General features: G+C 61.3%; 21 protein-coding genes. 13 read left to right on the top strand and 8 right to left on the bottom strand.

Translation table 11 applies throughout. From position 1 onward, the window contains the following. Positions 1-79 precede the first annotated feature (79 nt). Positions 80-994, bottom strand: a complete 915-nt coding sequence (punR, locus tag BT199_RS10180) for a DNA-binding transcriptional activator PunR (protein ID WP_020301687.1) — start codon at positions 992-994, stop codon at positions 80-82. Positions 995-1,116: 122 nt separating this feature from the next. Between punR and punC the strand changes: the two genes are divergently transcribed. Then, complete coding sequence (gene punC, locus BT199_RS10185; RefSeq protein WP_014717603.1) at positions 1,117-2,301, top strand: purine nucleoside transporter PunC; 1,185 nt, start codon at positions 1,117-1,119, stop codon at positions 2,299-2,301. Positions 2,302-2,428: 127 nt separating this feature from the next. Here punC and BT199_RS10190 read toward each other — a convergent pair whose 3' ends face one another. Beyond that, entirely contained in the window at positions 2,429-3,262 is an 834-nt protein-coding gene (locus BT199_RS10190; protein ID WP_038449494.1) for a hypothetical protein, read from the bottom strand. A gap of 157 nt (positions 3,263-3,419) precedes the next feature. Here BT199_RS10190 and BT199_RS10195 point away from each other — a divergent pair, with 157 nt between their 5' ends. Next, positions 3,420-4,922 (top strand): nucleobase:cation symporter-2 family protein, encoded by a 1,503-nt coding sequence (locus BT199_RS10195; protein ID WP_072434397.1) that lies wholly within the window; start codon positions 3,420-3,422, stop codon positions 4,920-4,922. A 95-nt stretch (positions 4,923-5,017) separates the two neighbouring features. Here BT199_RS10195 and BT199_RS10200 read toward each other — a convergent pair whose 3' ends face one another. Both BT199_RS10200 and BT199_RS10205 read right to left on the bottom strand, forming a co-directional pair. After that, positions 5,018-5,950, bottom strand: coding sequence for a proline iminopeptidase-family hydrolase (locus tag BT199_RS10200; RefSeq protein ID WP_019820652.1), 933 nt, complete (start codon positions 5,948-5,950; stop codon positions 5,018-5,020). Positions 5,951-6,044: 94 nt separating this feature from the next. Next, entirely contained in the window at positions 6,045-6,809 is a 765-nt protein-coding gene (locus tag BT199_RS10205; RefSeq protein ID WP_019820650.1) for a LuxR family transcriptional regulator, read from the bottom strand. A 183-nt stretch (positions 6,810-6,992) separates the two neighbouring features. Between BT199_RS10205 and BT199_RS10210 the strand changes: the two genes are divergently transcribed. From BT199_RS10210 to BT199_RS10235, 6 genes are read left to right on the top strand one after another with little or no spacing between them, the layout of a single operon-like run. Continuing rightward, positions 6,993-7,880, top strand: coding sequence for a proline iminopeptidase-family hydrolase (locus BT199_RS10210; protein ID WP_072434398.1), 888 nt, complete (start codon positions 6,993-6,995; stop codon positions 7,878-7,880). Between the two features lie 3 nt (positions 7,881-7,883). Further along, complete coding sequence (locus tag BT199_RS10215) at positions 7,884-8,831, top strand: ABC transporter permease (protein ID WP_003189752.1); 948 nt, start codon at positions 7,884-7,886, stop codon at positions 8,829-8,831. Next, entirely contained in the window at positions 8,828-9,685 is an 858-nt protein-coding gene (locus BT199_RS10220) for an ABC transporter permease (RefSeq protein ID WP_072434399.1), read from the top strand. Before BT199_RS10215 ends, BT199_RS10220 begins: the two co-directional genes overlap by 4 nt. Next, positions 9,682-10,638, top strand: coding sequence for an ABC transporter ATP-binding protein (locus BT199_RS10225; RefSeq protein WP_019820646.1), 957 nt, complete (start codon positions 9,682-9,684; stop codon positions 10,636-10,638). Before BT199_RS10220 ends, BT199_RS10225 begins: the two co-directional genes overlap by 4 nt. Continuing rightward, a complete protein-coding gene (locus BT199_RS10230; RefSeq protein ID WP_020302500.1) occupies positions 10,635-11,606 on the top strand; it encodes an ABC transporter ATP-binding protein in 972 nt (323 codons plus the stop codon). The genes BT199_RS10225 and BT199_RS10230 overlap by 4 nt, the downstream gene beginning before the upstream one ends. Before the next feature lie 32 nt (positions 11,607-11,638). Beyond that, positions 11,639-13,153: an ABC transporter substrate-binding protein gene (locus tag BT199_RS10235; RefSeq protein WP_014717612.1), complete on the top strand. Its 1,515-nt coding sequence runs from the start codon at positions 11,639-11,641 to the stop codon at positions 13,151-13,153. A 134-nt stretch (positions 13,154-13,287) separates the two neighbouring features. Here BT199_RS10235 and BT199_RS10240 read toward each other — a convergent pair whose 3' ends face one another. The 4 genes from BT199_RS10240 to BT199_RS10255 form a co-directional block, all read right to left on the bottom strand. Beyond that, on the bottom strand, positions 13,288-14,028 hold the full coding sequence (locus BT199_RS10240) for a YciK family oxidoreductase (RefSeq protein ID WP_014717613.1): 741 nt from the start codon (positions 14,026-14,028) through the stop codon (positions 13,288-13,290). A 159-nt stretch (positions 14,029-14,187) separates the two neighbouring features. Further along, entirely contained in the window at positions 14,188-14,859 is a 672-nt protein-coding gene (mupP, locus tag BT199_RS10245; protein WP_003189759.1) for an N-acetylmuramic acid 6-phosphate phosphatase MupP, read from the bottom strand. A gap of 4 nt (positions 14,860-14,863) precedes the next feature. Beyond that, complete coding sequence (ubiG, locus tag BT199_RS10250) at positions 14,864-15,562, bottom strand: bifunctional 2-polyprenyl-6-hydroxyphenol methylase/3-demethylubiquinol 3-O-methyltransferase UbiG (RefSeq protein ID WP_003189760.1); 699 nt, start codon at positions 15,560-15,562, stop codon at positions 14,864-14,866. 64 nt (positions 15,563-15,626) lie between these two features. Next, positions 15,627-16,958, bottom strand: a complete 1,332-nt coding sequence (locus tag BT199_RS10255) for a TRZ/ATZ family hydrolase (RefSeq protein WP_072434400.1) — start codon at positions 16,956-16,958, stop codon at positions 15,627-15,629. A gap of 109 nt (positions 16,959-17,067) precedes the next feature. Between BT199_RS10255 and mtnA the strand changes: the two genes are divergently transcribed. From mtnA to hisC, 5 genes are all read left to right on the top strand, one after another. After that, positions 17,068-18,138 (top strand): S-methyl-5-thioribose-1-phosphate isomerase, encoded by a 1,071-nt coding sequence (gene mtnA, locus BT199_RS10260; RefSeq protein ID WP_072434401.1) that lies wholly within the window; start codon positions 17,068-17,070, stop codon positions 18,136-18,138. A 424-nt stretch (positions 18,139-18,562) separates the two neighbouring features. Continuing rightward, positions 18,563-21,217 (top strand): DNA gyrase subunit A, encoded by a 2,655-nt coding sequence (gyrA, locus tag BT199_RS10265; RefSeq protein ID WP_014717617.1) that lies wholly within the window; start codon positions 18,563-18,565, stop codon positions 21,215-21,217. A 242-nt stretch (positions 21,218-21,459) separates the two neighbouring features. After that, the gene (gene serC, locus BT199_RS10270) at positions 21,460-22,545 is read left to right on the top strand and encodes a 3-phosphoserine/phosphohydroxythreonine transaminase (protein WP_072434402.1); all 1,086 of its coding nucleotides are present in this window, start codon (positions 21,460-21,462) and stop codon (positions 22,543-22,545) included. Continuing rightward, positions 22,545-23,639 carry a prephenate dehydratase gene (gene pheA / locus BT199_RS10275; protein WP_003172650.1) on the top strand — a complete coding sequence of 365 codons (1,095 nt, stop codon included), beginning with the start codon at positions 22,545-22,547 and terminating at the stop codon, positions 23,637-23,639. The genes serC and pheA overlap by 1 nt, the downstream gene beginning before the upstream one ends. A 9-nt stretch (positions 23,640-23,648) precedes the next feature. After that, positions 23,649-24,761 carry a histidinol-phosphate transaminase gene (hisC, locus tag BT199_RS10280; RefSeq protein WP_072434403.1) on the top strand — a complete coding sequence of 371 codons (1,113 nt, stop codon included), beginning with the start codon at positions 23,649-23,651 and terminating at the stop codon, positions 24,759-24,761. The last annotated feature ends 21 nt before the right edge of the window (positions 24,762-24,782 follow it).

A 24,782-nucleotide genomic window follows, 5' to 3' on the forward strand; every position in this document is an offset into this window, starting at 1 on the left:
GACGCTCTGCGTCACGCCTTAAGAGCGGACGCGGAGCGTCCAGGGCAGCACTCCCACGCGGAGCGTGGGAACGATCAGATCAGAGGGAGGGGCCATTCAGCCATTCCTGGTTCATGGTCTCCGTATCGCCCAAGTATTCCAGCAACCACGCCATGGCCGGCGACAGTTTGTTCTGCGCCCACGCCACACACGACGGGCTGGCCGGAAATGGCCGGCTCAACTGCAGCGCGACCAAGTCCCCGCGCTCGATCCATGGCAATACCTGATGGGCCGGTGCCATCCCTACACACAGGCCATCGCGCAGGCAATCCAGAGCCGACGCCCAGTTGGGCACCACCAGGCGGCGCTGGTTATCCAGAGTCCAGGTGTCGCGCTTGGGCAGGTTGCGTGAGGTGTCGGTCATGCACAGCGAGGCAAAGGGGCGCAGTTGGTCATCACTGAGTAAACCTTCCACCGCAGCTAAGGGGTGCCGGGCGCTGACAACGCACAGCCAGTTCAACAGGCCCATGTCGCGGAAGCTGAAGTGGCTGGCCACTGGCACCGCGCTGGTGGCGCCGATCACGATGTCGGTGCGTTCATCCGCCAGCGCATCCCACACGCCGTTGTACACCTCGTATTCGAGCAGCAATTCCACTTCGGGAAACTGCCGATAAAAGTCGAGCACCAACTGCCGGCAGCGCTGGGGTTTGACGATGGAGTCCACGGCCACCTTCAACTGCCCGCTCCAACCATTGGCCACCTGCTGACACAGGCGCCGGGTGCCGAGCATTTTTTTCATCACGCCGCGGGCTTCGTCGATAAACAAACGGCCGGCGGGGGTCAGTTCTACGTCGCGATGCCTGCGCACAAACAGCGGCACGGCCAGCCATTCTTCAAGCTGGCGCACCGTGTAGCTGATGGCCGACGGTACGCGGTGCAGTTCCTGGGCGGCGGCGCTGAAGCTGCCGTGACGGGCAACGGCGTCGACCACATCCAGGGAATATTCCGACCACATAAGCGCTGCCTTCAAAATTATTGATGAGAGTGTCCAATTATTATCGCTTCACACAGATATTGTCAGCTTCATAATGGGCGCCAGTCAGCAAATAGTTTGATGGCAGTCTCTACAAGGCATCGATGAAAAATTCTTTTGGTTTTACCTGGTATCTGGCGGGGCTGAGCATGCTCGGTTATCTGGCCATGGACATGTACTTGCCGGCGTTTGGCGCCATGGGCGAGCAGTTGAACATTGGTGCTGGCGCGGTGGGCGCCAGCTTGAGTATTTTTCTTGCCGGCTTTGCGCTGGGGCAGTTGCTGTGGGGGCCGCTCTCGGACCGCCTAGGGCGCAAACCGATTCTGATCGCGGGCCTGAGCCTGTTTGTGCTCGGTTGCCTGGGCATGTTCTGGGTTCAGAGCGCGCCGCAACTGCTGGCCCTGCGCTTTATGCAGGCGATTGGCGTGTGTGCCGCCGCCGTCAGTTGGCAGGCCTTGGTGATTGATCGCTACCCGGCCGACAAGGCCCACCGCGTCTTCGCCAGCATCATGCCGTTGATGTCGCTGTCTCCGGCCCTGGCTCCGCTGTTGGGTGCCATGGTGCTGAATCACTTTGGTTGGCAGGCGATCTTCGGCGTGTTGCTGGTGGTGTCGTTGCTGCTGTTGTTGCCGACGTTATTCCTGCGCAACGTGCCCAAGCGTTCGGAGCACAAGGGCAGCCCGGTGCGCCTGGGCTATGGGCAATTGCTCACCTCGCGGGTGTTTACCGGCAATGTAATGATCTTCGCCGCCTGTTCGGCCAGCTTCTTCGCTTGGCTGACCGCCTCGCCGTTCATCCTCGGTGGCATGGGCTACAGCCCGAATGACATCGGCCTCAGCTACGTACTGCCGACCCTGGCGTTTCTCGTTGGCGGCTACAGTTGCCGCAGCGCCTTGCAGCGCCTGCCGGGTAAAACCCTGCTGCCGTGGTTGCTGGTCGCCTATTGCTTGAGCATGGTGGCGTTGTACCTGGTGGCCACCTTGAGTGTGCCGACCCTGACCACCTTGTTGATCCCATTCTGCCTGATGGCGCTGTGCAACGGCGCCAGCTACCCGATTGTGGTGGCGAATGCGCTGATGCCCTTTGCTGAAAATTCCGGCAAGGCGGCGGCCCTGCAAAACACCCTGCAACTGGGCCTGTGCTTCCTGGCCAGCCTGTTGGTGTCGTCGATGATCGAGCAACCGCTGTTGATCACGGTGATTGTGATGCTGGCGACCGCGCCGCTGGCGGTGTTGGGGTATTGGTTGGCACGGCCGAAGGGCAACTCTTCCGAACTGGCCAACGCCTGAGCTGACAATACGATCAAAGTGTGGGAGCTGGCTTGCCTGCGATAGCGGTGTGTCAGTGCCAGATGGGCTAACTGACAGACCGCTATCGCAGGCAAGCCAGCTCCCACATTGTTTTGCGTTTCTTCAGTCAGAACGTCACTTCCATGTTCAGCGTCGGCGTTGAGGTGCGGCTGCCACGCCCACCGTCCACGCCGAATTTGTTATGCCAGTACTCATACCCCACCCCCAGGTACAAGTTCGGCTTGACGCTTTTACCCGGTCGCACCGCCACCATCAGCGCCGTACGCATCAGCGCTTCCGGTGCGGTATCGCGGCCATGGTAGTCCTCGCCTTTTTCCCCGACGTAGTTAATGAACCCCTGGAATTTCGCCGCATGGTTGCCCACCTCGAACGGTCGCATCCAGGTCAGGTTGAGCATGTAGGTAGCGTCGAAGGTGTGGTTCGACTCTTGCGCGCCGGGAATGCCGGTGTGGTTCTTTTCCTTGTAGTACATCAGGCTCAGGTCCAGCACGCCGACAGTGTTGAACTTCAACGTAGGGCCAATCACCAGGGCGCGCTTCTTGGCGGAAGCGAAGTTGTTGTTGCGGTTGGCGTCGAAGCCCAGGGTCAGCGCGTAATCCCTGATCAGCCCCGTGCCCGGCGGCAAGTCGAACACGCGTGAGGCATACAGCTGATGCCGGTACACGGCGTACACCTCGCTGCCCCCGTGGTCGGTGCCTTTGCGCGGGTCGCTGCTGTCGGACAGGAATACGTCGAGGTTGAGGAAGTTGCTGCCGTAACGGTAGCCGCTGGCGTGGGTAAAACTGTAGATGCGCTTGCTGAAGTCGTCGGGGTTGTTCGGGTTGGTGAAGTGCTGCCCGTAGCGAAACCCGACGCTGTTGTTCATCCATTCCACCGCAACGGCCTCCCCGCCGCCGAGAAGGGTCAATGCGACGGTGGCGCCCTGTAGTGCCTTTTTCATTCTTTTTGTCCTTTAGCGTTCTGGCTCGTGACGGCCGGATTGTTTTTGTAACGCCGTTGGAGGGTATCTTGTTCGATTGATTGTATACAACTCTATGGACATAGAGTCTTAACATTGCATACAGTGAGCGCACAACAAAAACAGAGAACCCCTCACCATGACTATCCCGAAGGCGTCACCGCAGCGGCCCGAAGATGAAAATCTGGGCGTCGCCGCCAACATGGCTTACGGCCTGCAGCATGTGCTCACCATGTATGGCGGTATCGTCGCCGTGCCGTTGATCGTCGGCCAGGCAGCCGGGTTGTCGCCGGCGGATATCGGCTTGCTGATCGCTGCATCGCTGTTTGCCGGTGGCCTGGCCACGCTGCTGCAAACCCTGGGCCTGCCGTTTTTCGGCTGTCAGTTGCCGCTGGTGCAGGGCGTGTCGTTCGCGGGTGTGGCGACCATGGTGGCGATTGTCGGCAGCGACGGTGCCGGTGGTGTGCCAGCGATACTCGGGGCGGTGATGGCCGCATCCTTTATCGGTTTGTTGATCACCCCGGTGTTCTCAAGGATCACCAAGTTTTTTCCGCCGCTGGTGACGGGCATTGTGATTACTACCATCGGCCTGACCCTGATGCCCGTAGCGGCGCGCTGGGCCATGGGTGGCAACAGCCGGGCGGCGGATTTTGGCAACATGTCCAACATCGGCCTGGCCGCGCTGACTCTGGTGCTGGTGCTGCTACTGAGCAAGATCGGCAGCGCAACCATCTCGCGCCTGTCGATCCTGCTGGCCATGGTGATCGGCACGGTGATCGCGGTGCTGCTCGGCATGGCGGACTTCTCTGGCGTCATGCAGGGGCCGATGTTCGGTTTCCCCACGCCATTTCACTTCGGCATGCCCACCTTCCATGTGGCGGCGATTATTTCCATGTGCATCGTGGTGATGGTGACGCTGGTGGAAACGTCAGCGGATATCCTGGCGGTGGGCGAGATCATCGACACCAAAGTGGACTCCAAGCGCCTGGGCAACGGCCTGCGCGCCGACATGCTGTCGAGCATGTTCGCGCCGATCTTCGGTTCGTTTACCCAGAGCGCGTTCGCCCAGAACGTCGGCCTGGTGGCGGTGACCGGGGTCAAGAGTCGGTTTGTGGTGGCCACTGGCGGGGTATTCCTAGTGGTGCTCGGCCTGCTGCCATTCATGGGCCGGGTGATCGCGGCCGTGCCCACCTCCGTGTTGGGCGGCGCCGGGATTGTATTGTTCGGCACGGTGGCAGCCAGCGGGATTCGCACGCTGTCCAAGGTGGATTACCGCAACAACATGAACCTGATCATCGTCGCCACATCCATCGGCTTCGGCATGATCCCCATCGCCGCGCCCAGCTTCTACGATCAGTTTCCAAGCTGGTTCGCGACCATCTTCCACTCGGGCATCAGCTCGTCGGCAATCATGGCGATATTGCTGAACCTGGCATTCAACCACTTCACCGCCGGCAACTCGGACCAGCAGTCAGTGTTTGTGGCGGGGACTGAGCGCAGCTTGTGCTTTCGCGACGTGGCCGCGTTGCGCGACGGCGATTACTACCGGGGAGGGAAGCTGTTTGATGCCGAAGGTAAGGAGATTCCGTTGGTGGCCGATGCCCTGAGGAAAACATCCAAGCCTGAGACCAGCGAGGTTTAACGAGCGACCCGTGTACCCTGTGGGAGCTGGCTTGCCTGCGATAGCGATGGTGATTTCACCGGCGCTATCGCAGGCAAGCCAGCTCCCACAGGGATTCAGCCGGCCTTGAGGGCTTTGTGCGGCAACGAACACGCCTCATCCAGAAACTTCACCACCGTCCCCATGCATGCCTGGCGTTCTTCCACATGGGGCATGTGGCTGGAGTCTTCAAACAGTGCCCAGCGCACGTCCGCTATCTCATCCAGGAACGGCTTGACCACCAACGGTGTGGCTTCGTCATGTCGACCGGAAATCACCAGGGTTGGCACCTTGATGGCTGACAGGCGGCCGATCACATTCCAGTCCTTCAAGCTGCCGATCACGTGGAATTCGGTCGGGCCGCTCATGGCGTGGTACACCGTCGGGTCGGCATCCACCTGGGCGAAGGTGCGTGCCACTTCTTCGGGCCACGGGTTGACCCGGCACACATGCTGGTCATAGAAAATCCGAGAGGCCGCGAGGTATTGCGGGTCTTGGTAGGTGCCGGCCTGCTCGTGCTTGAGCAGGGTTTCGTGCACGCCTTCAGGCAACAGCTTACGCAGGCGATTGGCTTCGCTGACCCAGGTGCGCATGCAGGTGGGCGAGTTGGCAGGGATAAACGCGCGCAGGCCTTTGGGTTGCAAGATCGCGTGTTCGCTGCCGAGCATGCCGCCCCAGGATTGCCCGAGGATCGCGTAGTTCTCACTGATTTGCAGGTGGTCCAGCAGGTTGTTCAACTCGTCGAGGAACAGGCCGATGGTCCAGAACGACGGATCTTTTTCCGGCAAATGCGTGGAGCGGCCGTTGCCCAACTGGTCGTAATGGATGACTGCGTGGCCGCTGGCGGCGACGTCCTTGAAGGCGTCGACGTAATCGTGGGTGCAGCCCGGGCCGCCATGGATGATCACCAAGGGCGTGCGGCCTGTGCTCAGGTCGCCCGTGACGCGATACCAGGTCTGATAGGCGCCAAAGGGCGCGTAGCCTTCGCGAACTTTTTCGATGAATTCCATTTCGTACCCTGCTCTGAAAAAAAGGATCAGGGTTACGATAGTCTGAACAAAAAGTTTAGGTAACTAGCAAAACAGATAGGTTTTTGCCGAAAGCTTAATCTTCCAGCAAGCGGTAATGGGTGGCTCGAACCACCGCTTGAACACGGTTTTTGGCCCCCAGTTTGTGCATGGCCGAGGCCAGGTGCAGGGTGACCACTGCCAGGGAGCGGCTCAATTGCGTGGCGATTTCAGCGGCGGTCAGGCCTTCTGCCGCCCATTTCAGGCATTCGCGCTCGCGCTTGGTCAGGCGGATGTGCGGATAAGCCCGCACCTCCTTGCTGAACAGCGGGTACGCCGCTTCCTGGAGGGCATGGGTAATCAGGCTGAAATCGGCCAGCGTATGTTGGGCGTCCTTCAATACCGTGCGCGCCTTGCCGGTGCGTAAGCCGGTGAGCGAGGCAAAACCGCCCTTGGGCAGATGAATCGGCACACTGACGCCGCAGGTCAGCTGGCGTTCATGCAGGTAGGAGGAAACGGGAGCGTGGCACGGGTCGATGATCTTTTGCAGGGCGGTCTCAGTCTTGGCCTCATAGGACCAGACAAACGGTGATACCGAACTCAATGCCAGGTGTTGCACCGGGTCGATCTGGTAAAACCCTTCGCTGCACCATAAGGCGTGCCAGTCGGCCGGTGTGTTGCGCAGTTGCAACAGCGAAGGCGTGATCAGTGCGCCGTTGAGATCGATGGGCACCGGGCTGTAGTCATACACCAGCGCATCGAAGCCCAGTTGTTGGGCCAGGATAAACGTATTGTCCATCTGTTCATCCAGGCTCCTGCCCGGTATGAGGCGATTATTGAAGGCGGTCAGCTTGGCCAGCATCCGTTCTGCTCCCGAATTCATTTGAATCTCGACTTGCTGCAAGTAGAATGCCACGCCCCGGCGAAGGACTGCCAGGCCAAACCTATAAGAAATACTAGGTTATGGACGCACGGCATCCTCGGTAGTGTTGACCTGATAAACGGCCGCTACCCGCCAGGCCGATACAACACAAGGAATGTATGCATGTGGCGTGAAATTGCCCCCGACCAGCAGTACAACGTGCAAGTCGACGGCCATAACCTCGTGGTCTACAGCTTTGGCGAAGGCGATGAGGTGCTGCTGTGTCTCAACGGCGGGCCGGGCCTGCCGTGTGACTATCTGCGCGACGCCCATGGCTGGCTCAAAGCACATAACCTGCGAGTGGTTGCATTCGACCAGCTTGGCACAGGCGCATCAGCCAGACCGACCGATGCCGCACTGTGGGAAATCCGCCGTTATGTCGAAGAAGTCGAGACCGTGCGCCAGGCGCTGGGCCTGGGCCGCGTGCATTTGCTCGGGCACTCCTGGGGCGGTTGGCTGGGGATCGAATATGCCGTGCATTATCCCGGTGCGCTCAAAAGCCTGATCCTGGAAAACACCGTCGGCGACATTCCCCACCTGTCCCAGGAGCTGGAGCGCCTGCGCGGCGCCCTGGGCAGCGAAACCGTGGCCATGATGCAACGCCACGAAGCCATGGGCACCCTCGACCACCCGCAGTACCAGGCCGCCATCACCTTGCTCAACTACCGCCACGTGTGCCGGCTCGACGAATGGCCGGAGCCGGTCAAGCGCTCCCTGGGTGACTGGAATATGGGGCCGTACGAAACCATGCAAGGCCCCAACGAGTTCCTCTATATCGGTAACCTCAAGGAGTGGAACCGCCTCAAGGAAATGGCCGAGTTCACGATGCCGATCCTGATCACCACCGGCCAGCACGACGAACTTACCCCCGCTTGCGCAATGCGCATGAAACTAGCAGCACCCCACGCCGAGTTGCATGTGTTCCCCAACAGCAGTCATATGCCGTTTTACGAGGAGCCGCAGGCGTACTTCCCGGTGCTGCTGGACTTCCTCGCTCGCCACCGAGACTGACGCATGAACCTGGCGCGCTACCGTTTTGTGTTGTCCCGGCCCCTGCAATTGCTGCCGGTGCTGCTGGGCATCAGCCTGATCACCTTCGTGTTGGTGCGCTCGATTCCTGGCGACCCGGCGCGCGCCTTGCTGGGTTCGCGCAGCACGCCGGATGCGCTGCTGAAGATCCGCGCCCAGTTCGGCCTCGACCAGCCTTTGTGGTTGCAATACTTTTACTTCCTGAAAAACCTGCTCAAGGGCGACCTCGGCCAATCGCTGCTGTACAAGGTCGACGCCCTGAAACTGATCGTCACCCGGATCGAGCCGACCCTGGTGCTGGTGCTGGGCAGCGTGGTGCTCGCGTTGTTGATAGCGGTGCCACTGGCAACGATTGCGGCGCGCCAGCAAGGCCGTTGGGCAGACAAGCTGATCCGCGTGTTCACCACGGTCGGCCTGGGCATGCCGGCGTTCTGGCTGGGGTTGATGCTGATCCTGCTGCTCAGCGTGAAATGGGGCTTGTTCCCGGTGTCCGGTTACGGGCGCACCTGGCTGGACAAGGCGCACCACATGCTCTTGCCGTGCCTGACCATCGCCCTGGCGCTGTCGGCGGTGCTGGTGCGTAACCTGCGGGCGAGCATGTTGATGGAATTGCAGGCGGATCACGTCACCGCCGCACGCGCACGCGGGCTGTCGGAAGGCGCGGTGTTTCGCCGGCATGTGCTGCCCAACGCTCTGGTGCCGGCGGTCAACCTGCTGGCGGTCAACATCGGTTGGCTGATCAGCGGCACGGTGGTCATCGAAAGCCTGTTCGCGATTCCAGGCATCGGCCAGTTGCTGGTGCGCGGCATTTTCACCCGTGACTACATGGTGGTGCAGGGCGTGGCGATGGTGCTGGCCTGTGCCACGGTGGTGGTCAACTTCATGGCTGACCTGGTGACAGTGGCCCTCGACCCACGGGTGAAGATGCAATGAGCAGTCGCCCCCTGATGGCCCCATGGCGCTTGCGCCTGCGCTTTGGTTTTCGCAATGGCCGACTGACCGCCGCATGGGGGTTGTTGATCCTGTTCGCGTGGTTGGCCCTGGCGCTGTTTGCGCCGTGGGTCGCGCCCTATGACCCCATCGCGCAGGACACCGGCATGAGTTTGCTGGCCCCCAGCCTTGCCCATCCGTTGGGTACGGACAATTACGGCAGGGACATCCTGTCGAGGGTGATCTGGGGGGCGCGCATCGACCTGCAGTTGGCGGTTGTCGGGGTGATCTTCCCTTTCATCATTGGCACCTTTATCGGTGCGGTCTCGGGTTATATCGGCGGGCGTTTCGACAGTGTCTGCATGCGTGTGATCGACGTGGTGCTGGCGTTCCCGTTCCTGGTGCTGATGCTGGCGATCATGGCCATCCTCGGGCCGGGCTTACAGAGTTTTTACATCGCCATGGCGCTGGTGGGCTGGGTGTCGTATGCGCGCCTGATTCGCTCGCAGATCCTGGTGCTCAAGGAAAGCGAGTTCGCCCTGGCCGCCAAGAGCCTGGGCTTTGGCCATGGACGCATTCTGTTCCGGCATTTGCTGCCCAATGCGCTGTTTGGCTCCATCGTGTTTTCCATGTCCGACGCGGTGCTGGTGCTGCTCAACGGCGCCGCCGTCAGCTACCTGGGCCTGGGGGTGCAACCACCGACCGCCGAATGGGGGACGATGGTGGCCGAGGGGCAAGCCTTTATCACCACCGCCTGGTGGATCTGCACCTTTCCGGGCCTGGCCATCGTGACCTTGGCCATGGGCTTCAGCCTGTTGGCCGATGGTGTTGCACAGGTATTGGGGGAGCGCTCATGAGCCTGCTGAAGGTGCGCGACCTCAGTGTGATCGCCAACAACGCCGGGCGTGAGGTCACCTTGGTGGACCGGGTGTCTTTCGACCTGGCCGAGGGTGAAATCCTCGGCCTGGTGGGCGAGAGCGGTTCGGGCAAGACCATGGCCTGTCGCGGCCTGATGCGTCTGTTGCCATCGCCCAACCTGCGGGTGCAGGGCGGCGCGGTGCAGTTGGCCGGCCAGGACTTATTGGCACTGGATGATGCCGGTATGCGCGCCGTGCGCGGCGGGCAGTTGGGCATGGTCTTCCAGAACCCCAGCAGCCACCTGGACCCGCTGATGCGTATCGGTGAGCAGATCGCCGAGGGCATCCGCCTGCATCAAGGTGCGTCGAAAAAAGACGCGCGCTTGCAGGCGATCGAGGTATTGCGTCAGGTCGGGATTCCCGATCCGCAGGCCCGGGTCGACAACTACCCCCATGAGTTTTCCGGCGGCATGCGCCAGCGCGCCATGATCGCCGTGGCCCTGGGCTGCAACCCGAAGGTGTTGATCGCCGACGAACCGACCACGGCTCTGGATGTGACGGTGCAGGCGCAAATCCTGCGGCTGTTGCTCGACCTGCGCGACCAGCGTGGCCTGTCGATCATCATGATCACCCATGACCTGGGCGTGGTGGCGCAAACCTGCGATGCCATCGCCGTGATGTACGCCGGGCGCCTGTGCGAGCACGGCAGCAAATACGAACTGCTGGCCCAACCGCAACATCCGTATACCGCAGGCCTGATCGACTGCCAGCCGGCCCACAGCAGCGGGCATGCGTTGTTGCGCACCATTGCTGGCCAGCCGCCGTTGCTCGATGCATTGCCCGACGGCTGCCGCTTCCACCCGCGCTGCCCGCAGGCAGGCGCCTTGTGCACCGAGTTGCTGCCCCAGGGCGCACGCGTGGCCTGTCACTACCCGTTGGGAGCGCGCCCATGAGCTTGTTACAGGTCAAGGATCTGGAAGTGCGCTTTGCCGCGTCCGGCAGCGGCCTGCTGGGCCTCAACCGCCAGTGGGTGAGGGCGGTGAACGGGGTGTCGCTGAACCTCGCCGCCGGTGAAACCCTGGGTTTGGTGGGCGAGTCCGGCAGTGGCAAGAGCACCCTGGGCCGGGCAATTCTGCACCTCAACCCGATCAGCGCCGGGCAGGTGTTGTTCGACGGTATCGACATGGCCCATGGCAGCGCCATCGACATTGCCCGACTGCGGCATGAAACCGCGATGATTTTCCAGGACCCCTACGCCGCGCTCAATCCACGGCACAGCATTGGCGAAACCCTCGCCGAGGTACTGCGTGTGCAGCGTAAGGTGGCGGCGCAGCAGATTCCTGAGCGTGTGAATGAGTTGCTCGAACTGGTCGGCTTGCGTCCTGAGCTGGCTTCACGCAAGCCCGGCTCCCTCAGTGGCGGCCAGTGCCAGCGCGTGGGTATCGCCCGGGCGCTGGCGGTGGAGCCGCGCCTGATCATTGCCGATGAATGTGTGGCGGCGCTGGATGTGTCGATCCAGGGTCAGATCATCAACCTGCTGCTGGAACTGCAACAGCGTATGAACCTGGCGATCCTGTTTATCGCCCATGACCTGGCCATCGTGCGACGCCTGTGCGACCGCGTGGCGGTGATGTACTTGGGCAAGATCGTCGAGGAAGGCCCGGTGGAAGCGGTGTTCACCGCGCCGCGTCACCCGTATACGGCAGCGCTGATCCAGGCCATCCCGGAGATCGATCCGCACCGGCCATTGCCTGCGCAGCCATTGCCCGGCGAACCGCCGAGCCCGCTGAATCTGCCGACTGGTTGTGCCTTTCACCCGCGTTGCCGGTATGCGCAAGCCAAGTGTTCCTCGGTATTGCCTCCCACCCATTTCCTGCACGAGCATCGGTACAGTTGCGTGCTTGAAGACCCTTTGCTTTGACCTTCTGCCATTCATTAACAAGGAGTTGTGATATGCACTCGCGCCACTTGAAATTGCTCGCCGCCGCTACCCTCACGGCCTGGTCGCTGACCGCCGGCCTGGCACAGGCCGCCGGTGTGCTCACCATCGGCTGCCGTGAAGACAGCACCACCTTCGACCCGATCAAAAGCGCGCAAAACCGCGACACCTGGGTATTTGCCAACGTCTACGACACCCTGGTGCGCGTGGATAACCTGGGCACCAAGATGGAACCGGGCCTGGCCGAAAGCTGGGACATTTCCAAGGATGGCCTGACCTACACCTTCAAGCTGCGCGAGGCGAAGTTCTCTGACGGCTCGCCGATCACTGCCGCCGACGCCGCATTCAGCCTGCTGCGCATCCGCGACAACAAGGCCTCTTTGTGGAGCGACCCGTTCAGCCTGATCAACACCGCCACGGCCAGCGATGCCAAGACCCTGGTGGTCACCTTGAAAACCCCGGCGGTGGCCTTCCTCTCGCAACTGGCGTCGCCAACGGTGTCGATCCTGTCGGAAAAAGCCATGACCAAGATGGGCGAAGACGCCTACTCGGAAAACCCGGTGACCTCCGGCGCGTTTACTGTGGACGAGTGGCGCAAGGGCGACCGCGTGATCCTGAAGAAAAACCCGAATTTCTGGCAGGCCGGCAGCGTGAGCCTGGACGGCGTGGAATGGGTGTCGGTGACCGATGACAACACGCGCATGCGCATGGTGCAGAACAACGAACTCGACACGGCGATCTTCGTGCCGTTCTCCCGGGTCGAAGAACTGAAAAAAGACCAGAACGTGGTGATTCACGCCGACCCGTCCACCCGTGAAGATCACCTGTTGATCAACCACGAGCACGGCTTGTTGGCCAAGCCGCAAGTGCGCCAGGCCCTGGACATGGCCATCGACAAGCAATCGCTGGTCAAAGCCGTCACTTACGGTCAAGGCACCGTGGCTTATTCCTACATTCCAAAGGGCTCGCTGTACCACTACGCCAACAACCTGCAACGCCCGTACGACCCGGCCGAAGCCAAGAAGCTGCTGGCCGCTGCAGGTGCCCAGGATTTGAAGCTCAACTACGTGGTCAACGCCGGCAATGAGGCCGACGAGCAGATCGCGGTGATCATCAAAGACCAGCTGGCCAAGGTCGGTGTGACCGCCAATCTGCAAAAAGTCGACCCCACCCAAAGCTGGCAGATGCTGGTGGATGGTGAGTACGATATTTCGGTGATGTACTGGACCAACGACATCCTCGACCCCGACCAGAAAACCACCTTCGTGCTGGGCCACGACACCAACCAGAACTATATGACCCGCTACAAGAACGACCAGGTCAAGGCCTTGGTGGCGGCTGCGCGGATCGAGGCAGACCCGGCCAAGCGTGAGCAAATGTATGTGGAGTTGCAGAAACTGGCCAAACAGGATGTGAACTGGATTGACCTGTACTACAGCCCGTACATCAATATCTCACGCAAGAACGTAAGCAACTTCCTGCAGAACCCGTTGGGGCGCTTCACCCTTGAGGAAGTGGTCAAAAACTGAGTATTTGAGTACACCACAAAGCAATGTGGGAGCTGGCTTGCCTGAGATGCAGACACCTCGGTGCTTCAGTGACACCGCGGTGATGCTATCGCAGGCAAGCCAGCTCCCACCTTTGTTTTGCGGTGTGTCAGGGCTTACTGCGCATCGAAGGCCTGGCCATTGATGCCCGCACTGTCCGGCCCCATCAGGTACAGGTACACCGGCATGATCTCTTCCGGCGCCGGCCTTTCCATCGGGTTTTCCCCTGGGTACGCCTGGGCGCGCATGCTGGTGCGGGTGCCGCCCGGGTTGATGCTGTTGGCGCGCACTGCGGCCACATCTTCCAGTTCATCGGCCAGGGTTTGCATCAGCCCCTCGGTGGCGAACTTGGACACGCCATAGGCACCCCAATAAGCACGGCCCTTGCGCCCGACGCTGCTGGAGGTGAATACCACCGACGCATCCTGGGACAGCTTGAGCAACGGCAGTAAAGTGCTGGTCAGCATGAACATCGCGTTGACGTTGACGTGCATCACCCGCATGAAGTTCTCGCCGGACAACTGCTCGATGGGCGTGCGCGGGCCGATGATCGAGGCGTTGTGCAACAAACCGTCGAGGTGGCCGAATGCCTTTTCGATCATCGCTGCCAGCTCATCGTATTGATGGGGCAGGGCGGTCTCCAGGTTGAACGGGATCACCACCGGCTGTGGGTGGCCGGCGGCTTCGATCTCGTCATACACCTGGGCCAGGTTGGCTTCGGTCTTGCCCAGCAACAGCACGGTGGCGCCATGGGCGGCATAGGTCTTCGCCGCTGCCGCGCCAATCCCGCGACCGGCGCCGGTTACCAGGATGATCCGGCCTTTGAGCAGTTCTGGCGGTGCAGAGTAATCAAACATAAACAACCTCAGATTTGAAAACGCTGAATTTCCCTGTGGGAGCGGGCTTGCTCGCGAATGCGGTGTGCCAGTCACTGAATCAGATACTGAAACACCGCATTCGCGAGCAAGCCCGCTCCCACATTTGGATCTCCATCGGTCAGTAAAGTCAGTGAGCCATCAGCAACTGCACAGGGCGTTATCCAGCACCTTGCGCAATTCCAGCGGGTGATCCACCACCACATCCGCGCCCCAGTGGCGGGGGTTGTCGTCCGGGTGGATATAGCCATAAGTGACCGCCGCCGTGCGCGTACCAGCATCGCGGCCGGATTCGATGTCGCGCAGGTCATCGCCCACGAACAGCACGCTGGCCGGGTCCAGGTCGAGCATCTTGCACGCCAGAATCATCGGCTCCGGGTCCGGCTTGCTGTTTTTCACGTGGTCCGGGCAGATCAGCACGGCCGAACGCTCGGCCAGGCCCAGCCGTTGCATGATCGGTTCGGCAAAGCGCACCGGCTTGTTGGTGACCACACCCCAGATCAACTTGGCTTTCTCGATGTCTTCCAGCAGCTCGGCCATGCCGTCGAACAGCTTGCTGTGGACTGCGCAATCCTTGAGGTAACGCTCCAGGAATTCCTGGCGCAGTTCCTCAAAACCCGGCGACTCCGGGTCCATCGAGAAGGTCACCGCGACCATCGCCCGCGCACCACCGGAAATTTCATCGCGGATGTGCTGCGGGTTGATCGGCGCCAGGCCACGGTCGGCGCGCATGGCCTGGCAGATGGCGATAAAGTCCGGCGCGGTGTCCAGCAGGGTACCGTCCATGTCGAAGAGAACCGCTCGCAACTTCACAGGCTTACTCCTCGCGCAGGGTCTGGATCATGTAGTTGACGTCAACATCGTTGGCCAGCTTGTAGTGCTTGGTCAGCGGGTTGTAGGTCAGGCCGATGATGTCCTTGACGGTCAGCCCGGCTTGGCGGCTCCACGCACCCAGCTCGGAAGGGCGGATGAATTTCTTGAAATCATGGGTGCCGCGCGGCAGCAGCTTCATGATGTATTCAGCGCCGATGATCGCGAACAGGTAGGCCTTGGGGTTGCGGTTGATGGTGGAGAAGAACACCTGGCCGCCGGGCTTGACCATACGGAAGCACGCACGGATCACCGAGGACGGGTCTGGCACGTGTTCGAGCATTTCCAGGCAGGTGACCACGTCGAACTGCTCGGGCATTTCCTCGGCCAGGGCTTCGGCAGTGATCTGGCGGTATTCCACGCTCACGCCAGATTCGAGCTGGTGCAACTGGGCCACGGCCAGCGGCGCTTCGCCCATGTCGATGCCCATGACGGTGGCGCCGCGCTGGGCCATGGCTTCGCTGAGGATGCCGCCGCCGCAACCGACGTCCAGCACTTTTTTGCCGGCCAGGTTGACGCGCTCGTCAATCCAGTTGACCCGCAGTGGGTTGATGTCGTGCAAGGGCTTGAATTCGCTCTCGCGGTCCCACCAGCGATGGGCAAGGGCTTCAAACTTGGCGATTTCGGCGTGGTCGACGTTGCTCATGGTGAATCCTCTGAATCTGATAAGTCGGTGTGTCGCGGCTGAACCCAAGGCTTCAGCCGCGTCGTTATTCGCTGTGCCCGCTGATGCGTTGGCCCCAGGCAATGGCCGTGGCGGTCAACTGTTGTTCATCCATGCGGGTCAATTGCCGGTCGTCGAGCAATGGCTTGCCGGCAACCCAAAGGTGTTTCACGCAATCGCGCCCGGTGGCATATATAAGCTGTGAGACCGGATCGTAGATCGGTTGTTGCGCCAGCCCGGAAAGATCAAAAGCGACGATGTCTGCCGCCTTGCCGACTTCCAGGGAGCCAATCTGGCTGTCCAGGCCCATCGCCCTGGCGCCGTTGAGTGTGGCCATGCGCAAGGCGCGGTGGGCATCCAGCGCAGTGGCCGAACCGGCCACGGCCTTGGCCAGCATCGCCGCCGTGCGGGTTTCGCCAAGCAGATCCAGGTCATTGTTGCTGGCGGCGCCGTCGGTGCCGATGGCCACGTTGACGCCAGCCTGCCACAAGCGCTCCACCGGGCAAAAGCCGCTGGCCAGTTTCAGGTTCGATTCCGGGCAGTGAATGACGCTGGTGTCGCTTTCTACCAGTAAAGCCAGGTCGTCTTCGCTGATTTGGGTCATGTGCACGGCCTGAAAGCGCGGGCCCAGCAAGCCAAGGCGAGCCAGGCGCGCCAATGGCCGCTCGCCGGTCTGCTCGATGGCTTGCTGCACTTCAAAGGCGGTTTCGTGAACGTGCATATGGATCACGGCGTCCAGCTCTTCGGCGATCACCCGGATTTTTTCCAGGTTGGCATCGCACACGGTGTACGGGGCGTGTGGGCCGAAAGTGATTTTGATGCGCGGGTGGTGCTTGAGGTCGCCGAACAACTCGATACCCTGGCGAATCGCCTCGTCGGCACTACTGGCGCCGGGGATCGGGAAGTCGAGGATCGGCAGTGCGATCTGCGCACGCATACCGCTGTTGTGCACGCACTCACTGGCGACCTTTGGGTAGAAATACATGTCCGAGAAGCAGCTGATGCCGCCCTTGATCTGCTCGGCAATGGCCAGGTTGGTGCCGTCGCGCACGAACGCTTCATCGACCCACTTGGCTTCGGCGGGCCAGATGTGTTTTTCCAGCCAGGTCATCAGTGGCAAATCGTCGGCCAGGCCGCGGAACAGGGTCATGGCGGCATGGCCGTGGGCATTGACCAGGCCGGGGCTGAGCAGCATGCCGGGCAGTTCACGCACTTCTCGCGCCGCCAGCTTCAACGCCGCGTCCCGTGGCCCGATAAAGGCAATGCAGCCATCGCGGATACCCAGGCCGTGCTCCTTGAGCACCACGCCAGCTGGCTCGACGGGTACCAGCCAGGTCGGCAGCAGCAACAAGTCGAGCGGGGCGGCAGTGGAGGTCATCGCAGGCTTCTTCCCAGGCAGCTATAAAAGAAGGGCGAAGTATACCCGAGCGTCCTGGCTGGCGGATCGCTATAATCGGCGGCTTTTGTTCATGAGTGCGGGGTAAGGGATGCGCGACCGACTGTTGGCTGCAGACAAAGTGAAGGCCATCGAATGGCGTGATGGCGCGCTGCACCTGCTCGATCAGCGCGTTTTGCCGTCCCGGACGCACTGGGTGGCCTGCAGTACCGTTGAGTCGGTGGCCGACGCCATTCGCACCATGGTGGTGCGGGGCGCGCCGGCTATCGGCATCTGCGCCGCCTATGGCTTGGTCCTGGCCGCCCGCGAGCGTATCGCCGAGGGTGGTGACTGGCAGGCTGCATGGGAAGAAGACTACGGCTTGCTGGCCCATACCCGACCGACCGCATCGAACCTGTTCTGGGCCTTGCAGCGCATGCGCGACCGCCTCGACCGCCTCAAGCAGCACGCCGACCCGCTGGTGGCGCTGGAAGCCGAAGCCGTCGCGATCCATGAGAGCGACCGGGAGGCCAACGTGGTCATGGCCCAGTTGGGCATGGAGCGGATTCGCAAGCACCAGGGCAATGCCCAGGCGATCCTCACCCATGGCAACGCCGGGGCGTTGGCCTCCGGCGGCGTTGGCACAGCCCTCGGGGTGATTCATGCCGCGTATCTGGAGGGGCTGGTCGAGCAGGTCTATGTCAATGAAACCCGCCCCTGGCTGCAAGGCTCCCGTCTTACAGCGTGGGAGTTGGCGGGCCAGGGCATCCCGGTGGCGGTGAATGCCGACTCCGCCGGGGCGCATATCCTCAAGACCAAAGGCGTGACCTGGGTGGTGGTGGGGGCTGACTGTATTGCGGCCAATGGCGATGTGATCAGTAAGATCGGCACTTATCAGTTGGCCGTGTGTGCCATGCACCATGGCGTGCGTTTTATGGTGGTGGCGTCGAGTTCGACCCTGGATTTGATGATGGCTACGGGGGAGGATGTTGCGCTGGAGCAGCGCGATATGGGTGAGTTGCTTGAGGTGGATGGGCAGCGGTTGGATATCGCGGCGTTTAACCCTGTGTTTGATGTGACCCCTGCGGACCTGATCGACGTGATCGTCACCGAAAAAGGCATTGTCGAGCGGCCAGACACTGCCAAACTGGCCAAGTTGATGTGTCGTAAGCGCCTGCATTGAGGGTGTCGGTGGCTGTGGGGGCTCTATCGCAGGCAAGCCAGCTCCCACCTTCAACCGTGTTCACACATCAAAGGTGGGAGCTGGCTTGCCTGCGATTGGCCCTTGAAGTCAATAAAACGTCTGCATTCCACCCTCGCAAAAAAGCACCATCGCGCCTCTGAGCCCCTCTCGTCCCCTTCAAGCCTGTCATCCGTCAAATTACTAGCCTCCATGCGCATCAGGGGGATAGGTGCGTGGCGGCGATTGTGATAACATCCGGCGGTTTCCAGGGCTGCCCCGAGGGGTGGCCTATAACGTGCAGATCCGTGTCATAACTCGTTGATTTGTCGTAAGTCGTTGTCAGGCACCGTGCCGGCAGCGGCGAGCTTCGTTCGTCCCGAATGGATGTGACGAGGTTTCACCCGAAAAAGGAATCAGGCTTCTCATGGGCGAACTGGCCAAAGAAATCCTCCCGGTCAATATCGAAGACGAGCTGAAACAGTCCTACCTCGACTACGCGATGAGCGTAATTGTCGGTCGGGCACTGCCTGATGCGCGCGATGGCTTGAAGCCCGTGCACCGGCGTGTGCTGTTCGCGATGAGCGAGCTGGGTAACGACTGGAACAAGCCGTACAAGAAATCTGCCCGTGTTGTCGGTGACGTGATCGGTAAGTATCACCCTCACGGCGACACTGCGGTGTACGACACCATCGTTCGGATGGCGCAGCCGTTTTCCCTGCGCTACCTGCTGGTAGACGGCCAGGGTAACTTCGGTTCGGTGGACGGCGATAACGCCGCGGCCATGCGATACACCGAAGTGCGCATGACCAAGCTGGCGCACGAGCTACTGGCCGACCTGCATAAAGAAACCGTGGACTGGGTGCCGAACTACGACGGCACCGAAATGATCCCGGCTGTCATGCCCACCAGGATTCCCAACCTGCTGGTCAACGGTTCCAGCGGTATCGCCGTGGGCATGGCCACCAACATCCCGCCGCACAACCTCGGTGAAGTCATCGACGGTTGCCTGGCCCTTATCGACAACCCTGAGCTGACCGTCGATGAGCTGATGCAATACATTCCCGGCCCGGACTTCCCGACCGCCGCGATCATCAACGGTCGCGCCGGCATCATCGAAGCCTACCGCACCGGCCGTGGGCGCATTTACATGCGCGCCCGCTCGATCATCGAAGACATCGACAAGGTCGGTGGCCGCCAGCAGATCGTCATCACCGAACTCCCTTACCAGTTGAACAAGGCACGCCTGATCGAGAAGATCGCCGAGCTGGTTAAAGAGAAGAAGCTGGAAGGCATCACCGAGCTGCGCGACGAGTCCGACAAAGACGGCATGCGCGTGGTCATCGAGCTGCGCCGCGGCGAAGTGCCGGAGGTGATCCTCAACAACCTCTACGCCCAGACCCAGCTGCAAAGCGTGTTTGGTATCAACGTGGTTGCCCTGATCGACGGCCGCCCGCGCATCCTGAACCTCAAGGACCTGCTGGAAGCCTTCGTGCGTCACCGTCGCGAAGTGGTCACCCGCCGTACCGTGTTCGAACTGCGCAAGGCCCGCGAGCGCGGCCATATCCTGGAAGGCCAGGCGGTTGCGTTGTCGAACATCGACCCGGTGATCGCCCTCATCAAGGCCTCGCCAACCCCGTCGGAAGCCAAGGAAGCGCTGATCAGCACACCTTGGGAATCCAGTGCCGTGGTCGCGATGGTTGAGCGCGCTGGCGCCGACTCGTGCCGCCCCGAGACCCTGGACCCGCAATACGGTCTGCGTGAAGGCAAGTACTTCCTGTCGCCAGAACAGGCCCAGGCCATCCTGGAACTGCGCCTGCACCGCCTGACTGGCCTTGAGCACGAGAAGCTGCTGGCCGAGTACCAGGAGATCCTCAACCAGATCGGCGAGTTGATCCGCATCCTCAGCAGCGCTGTGCGCCTGATGGAAGTGATCCGCGAAGAACTGGAAGTGATCCGCGCCGAATACGGCGACGTGCGCCGCACCGAAATCCTCGATGCGCGCCTGGACCTGACCCTGGGTGACATGATCCCGGAAGAAGAGCGCGTGGTGACCATCTCCCACGGTGGCTATGCCAAGACCCAACCGTTGGCGGCCTACCAGGCCCAGCGTCGTGGCGGTAAAGGTAAATCGGCTACCGGCGTGAAGGATGAGGACTACATCGCTCACCTGCTGGTCGCCAACAGCCACACCACGCTGCTGCTGTTCTCCAGCAAAGGCAAGGTGTACTGGCTCAAGACCTACGAAATCCCGGAGGCCTCCCGCGCTGCCCGTGGTCGTCCGTTGGTCAACCTGCTGCCGCTGGACAGTGACGAATACATCACCACCATGCTGCCGGTCGAGGAATACACCGAAGGTCACTTCATCTTCATGGCCACCGCCAAAGGCACCGTGAAGAAGACCCCGCTGGAATCCTTCAGCCGTCAACGCAGCGTGGGCCTGATCGCCTTGGAACTGGACGAAGGCGACGTGCTGATTTCCGCAGCCATCACCGATGGCGAGCGCGAAGTCATGCTGTTCTCCGATGGCGGCAAGGTCACACGCTTCAAGGAATCCGACGTACGAGCCATGGGCCGTACCGCCCGCGGTGTACGCGGCATGCGCCTGCCGGAAGGGCAGAAGCTGATTTCGATGCTGATCCCGGAAGAAGGCAGCCAGATCCTCACCGCTTCCGAGCGTGGTTATGGCAAGCGCACCGCCATCAGTGAGTTCCCGGAGTACAAGCGTGGCGGCCAGGGCGTGATCGCCATGGTCAGCAACGACCGCAACGGCCGTCTCGTCGGCGCGGTGCAGGTGCTCGACGGCGAGGAGATCATGCTGATTTCCGACCAGGGCACCCTGGTGCGTACCCGTGTGGCGGAAGTGTCGAGCCTGGGCCGTAACACCCAGGGCGTGACCCTGATCAAGCTGGCCAAGGACGAAAAACTGGTCGGCCTGGAGCGTGTGCAGGAGCCTTCGGAAGTCGAAGGCGAAGAGCTCGAAGGTGAGGAATTCGAAGGCGAGGTTATCGCAGCTGGCGATGACAACGTTGACGAGCCAACCCTCGACGCTGCCGCAGACGAAGAAGAACCGCAGGAATAAGCGGACACACAGGGGGCGGATGAAGATTCGCCCCCTTGTTGTTTGTCCCCTATGAAACACAGCGCCCTTTGCCTGGACGCGGTCCATGTGGGAGCTGGCTTGCCTGCGATGCAGGCGCCTCGGTCATTCAGTGATACCGCGGCGCTGCTATCGCAGGAAAGCCAGCTCCCACAGATGTCCGCTCCAGAATGAGGGCGTTGCTGACATGATTGCAGCCCCACCAGATCAGAGTGAGATTGGATGTGAGCAAGAGAGCCTATAACTTCTGTGCCGGTCCCGCGGCGCTTCCTGAAGCAGTCCTGCAGCGTGCGCAGGGTGAACTCCTCGACTGGCATGGAAAAGGCCTCTCCGTGATGGAAATGAGCCATCGCAGCGATGAGTTCGTGTCCATCGCCAACAAGGCCGAGCAGGACCTGCGCGACTTGCTGGACATCCCATCCCATTACAAAGTGCTGTTCCTGCAAGGTGGTGCGAGCCAGCAGTTCGCCCAGTTACCGCTGAACCTGCTGCCCGAAGGCGGCACTGCCGACTATATCGACACCGGTATCTGGGGTCAGAAGGCTATCGAAGAAGCCTCGCGCTACGGCCATGTCAACGTGGCAGGCACCGCCAAGCCCTACGACTACTTCGCCATTCCCGGTCAGAACGAGTGGAAGCTGTCCAAAGACGCGGCCTACGTTCACTACGTCGCGAACGAAACCATCGGTGGCCTGGAATTTGATTGGGTGCCGCAAGTAGGTGACGTTCCGCTGGTGTGCGACATGTCCTCGGACATCCTCTCGCGCCCGATCGATGTGTCCAAGTTCGGCATGATCTACGCCGGCGCGCAGAAGAACATCGGCCCGAGCGGCATCCTGGTCAATATCATCCGCGAAGACCTGCTGGGCCGCGCCCGTTCCCTGTGCCCGACCATGCTCAACTACAAGGTCGCGGCCGATAACGGCTCGATGTACAACACCCCGCCGGCGTTTGCCTGGTACCTCTCGGGCCTGGTGTTTGAATGGCTCAAGGAGCAGGGCGGTGTGGCGGCCATGGGCAAGTTGAATGAAGAGAAGAAGCGCACTTTGTACGACTTCATCGACGCCAGCAGCCTGTACAGCAACCCGATCAACCTCTCCGACCGCTCGTGGATGAACGTGCCGTTCCGCCTGGCCGATGATCGCCTCGACAAGCCGTTCCTGGCCGGTGCCGATGAGCGTGGCTTGCTGAACCTCAAGGGCCACCGCTCGGTGGGTGGCATGCGAGCCTCCATTTATAACGCTGTCGACATCCACGCCATCAACGCGCTGGTTGCCTACATGGCAGAGTTCGAGAAGGAACACGGCTAATGTCTGAGCAAGAACTCAAAGCCCTGCGCGTACGCATTGACAGCCTGGACGAGAAAGTCCTGGAGCTGATCAGTGAGCGCGCGCGCTGCGCCCAGGAAGTGGCTCGGGTGAAAATGGCGTCCCTCGCCGAAGGCGAAGTGCCGGTGTTCTACCGGCCCGAGCGTGAAGCCCAGGTGCTCAAGCGCGTGATGGAGCGCAACAAGGGCCCGTTGGGCAACGAAGAGATGGCGCGGTTGTTCCGTGAAATCATGTCTTCGTGCCTGGCGCTGGAGCAGCCGCTGAAAGTGGCTTACCTCGGCCCTGAAGGCACCTTCACCCAGGCGGCGGCCATGAAGCACTTCGGCCATGCGGTGATCAGCAAGCCGATGGCGGCAATCGACGAAGTCTTCCGTGAAGTCGCCGCCGGTGCGGTGAATTTTGGCGTGGTGCCGGTGGAAAATTCCACCGAAGGTGCGGTCAACCACACGCTGGACAGCTTCCTCGAACACGACATGGTGATCTGCGGTGAGGTGGAGTTGCGTATCCACCACCACCTGCTGGTGGGTGAAAACACCAAGACCGACAGCATCAGCCGTATCTATTCCCACGCCCAGTCCCTGGCCCAGTGCCGCAAGTGGCTGGACGCCCATTACCCGAATGTCGAGCGCGTGGCTGTGTCCAGCAATGCCGAAGCGGCCAAGCGGGTCAAGGGCGAGTGGAACTCGGCGGCAATTGCCGGCGATATGGCTGCGGGCCTGTACGGACTGACGCGCCTGGCCGAGAAAATCGAAGACCGCCCGGACAACTCCACGCGCTTTTTGATGATCGGCAGCCAGGAAGTGCCGCCCACCGGCGACGACAAGACCTCGATCATCGTTTCCATGAGCAACAAACCCGGCGCGCTGCATGAGCTGCTGGTGCCGTTCCACGATAACGGGATTGACCTGACGCGCATCGAGACTCGTCCTTCGCGCAGCGGTAAGTGGACCTATGTGTTCTTTATCGACTTCATCGGCCATCACCGCGACCCGCTGGTCAAGGGCGTGCTGGAGAAGATCAGTCAGGAAGCCGTGGCACTCAAGGTGCTGGGCTCTTACCCGAAAGCGGTTTTGTGAGGCTTTGACATGAGTGGCAATTTCCTCGCCCTGGCGCAGCCGGGCGTGCAACAACTCTCGCCTTACGTTCCAGGCAAGCCTGTGGACGAGTTGGCCCGCGAGTTGAATCTGGACCCGTCCAAGATCGTCAAACTGGCGAGTAACGAAAACCCGCTGGGCCCGAGCCCCAAAGTGTTGGCGGCGATTCGTGAAGAGCTGGCCGAGCTGACCCGTTATCCCGATGGCAACGGTTTTGCCCTCAAGTCGCTACTGGCGGACAAGTGCCGGGTCGAGTTGAATCAAGTGACCTTGGGCAACGGCTCCAACGACATCCTTGAGCTGGTCGGCCGTGCCTACCTGGCGCCAGGTTTGAATGCGGTGTTCAGCGAGCACGCGTTTGCGGTCTACCCGATTGTGACCCAGGCGGTGGGGGCAGATGCCCGCGTGATTCCTGCCAAGGACTGGGGCCATGACCTGCCGGCGATGCTGGCGGCCATCGATGCCCAGACTCGCGTGGTGTTTATCGCCAACCCGAACAACCCGACCGGCACCTGGTTTGACGAGCAGGCACTGAACGAATTCCTGCAGGACGTGCCCCAGCATGTGCTGGTCGTGCTGGACGAAGCCTACATCGAGTACGCCGAAGGCAGCGACCTGCCCGACGGCCTGGATTTCCTTGCGGCCTACCCGAACCTGCTGGTGTCGCGTACGTTCTCCAAGGCTTATGGCCTAGCGTCGTTGCGGGTCGGTTATGGCTTGTCCACGCCTGTGGTGGCCGATGTGCTGAACCGCGTGCGCCAGCCGTTCAACGTCAACAGTCTGGCCCTGGCGGCCGCCTGTGCGGCGGTGAAGGATGCCGAATACCTGGAAGAAGGCCGTCGCCTCAACGAAAGCGGCATGCTGCAATTGCAGGAAGGCTTTCGTGAGCTGGGCCTGAGCTGGATTCCGTCCAAGGGCAACTTCATCTGCGTCGACCTCGGCCAAGTGGCCGCGCCGGTGTTTCAGGGCTTGCTGCGCGAGGGTGTGATCGTACGCCCGGTAGCCAACTACGGGATGCCGAACCACCTGCGTATCACCATCGGTTTGCCGGCTGAGAACAGCCGCTTCCTTGAGGCGCTGGCCAAGGTTCTGGCCCGTGGTTGATGTCACTGCATTGCAACCTGC

The organism is Pseudomonas sp. NFR02 (genome assembly GCF_900119375.1).
GTDB classification, from domain to species: Bacteria; Pseudomonadota; Gammaproteobacteria; order Pseudomonadales; family Pseudomonadaceae; genus Aquipseudomonas; species Aquipseudomonas paracarnis.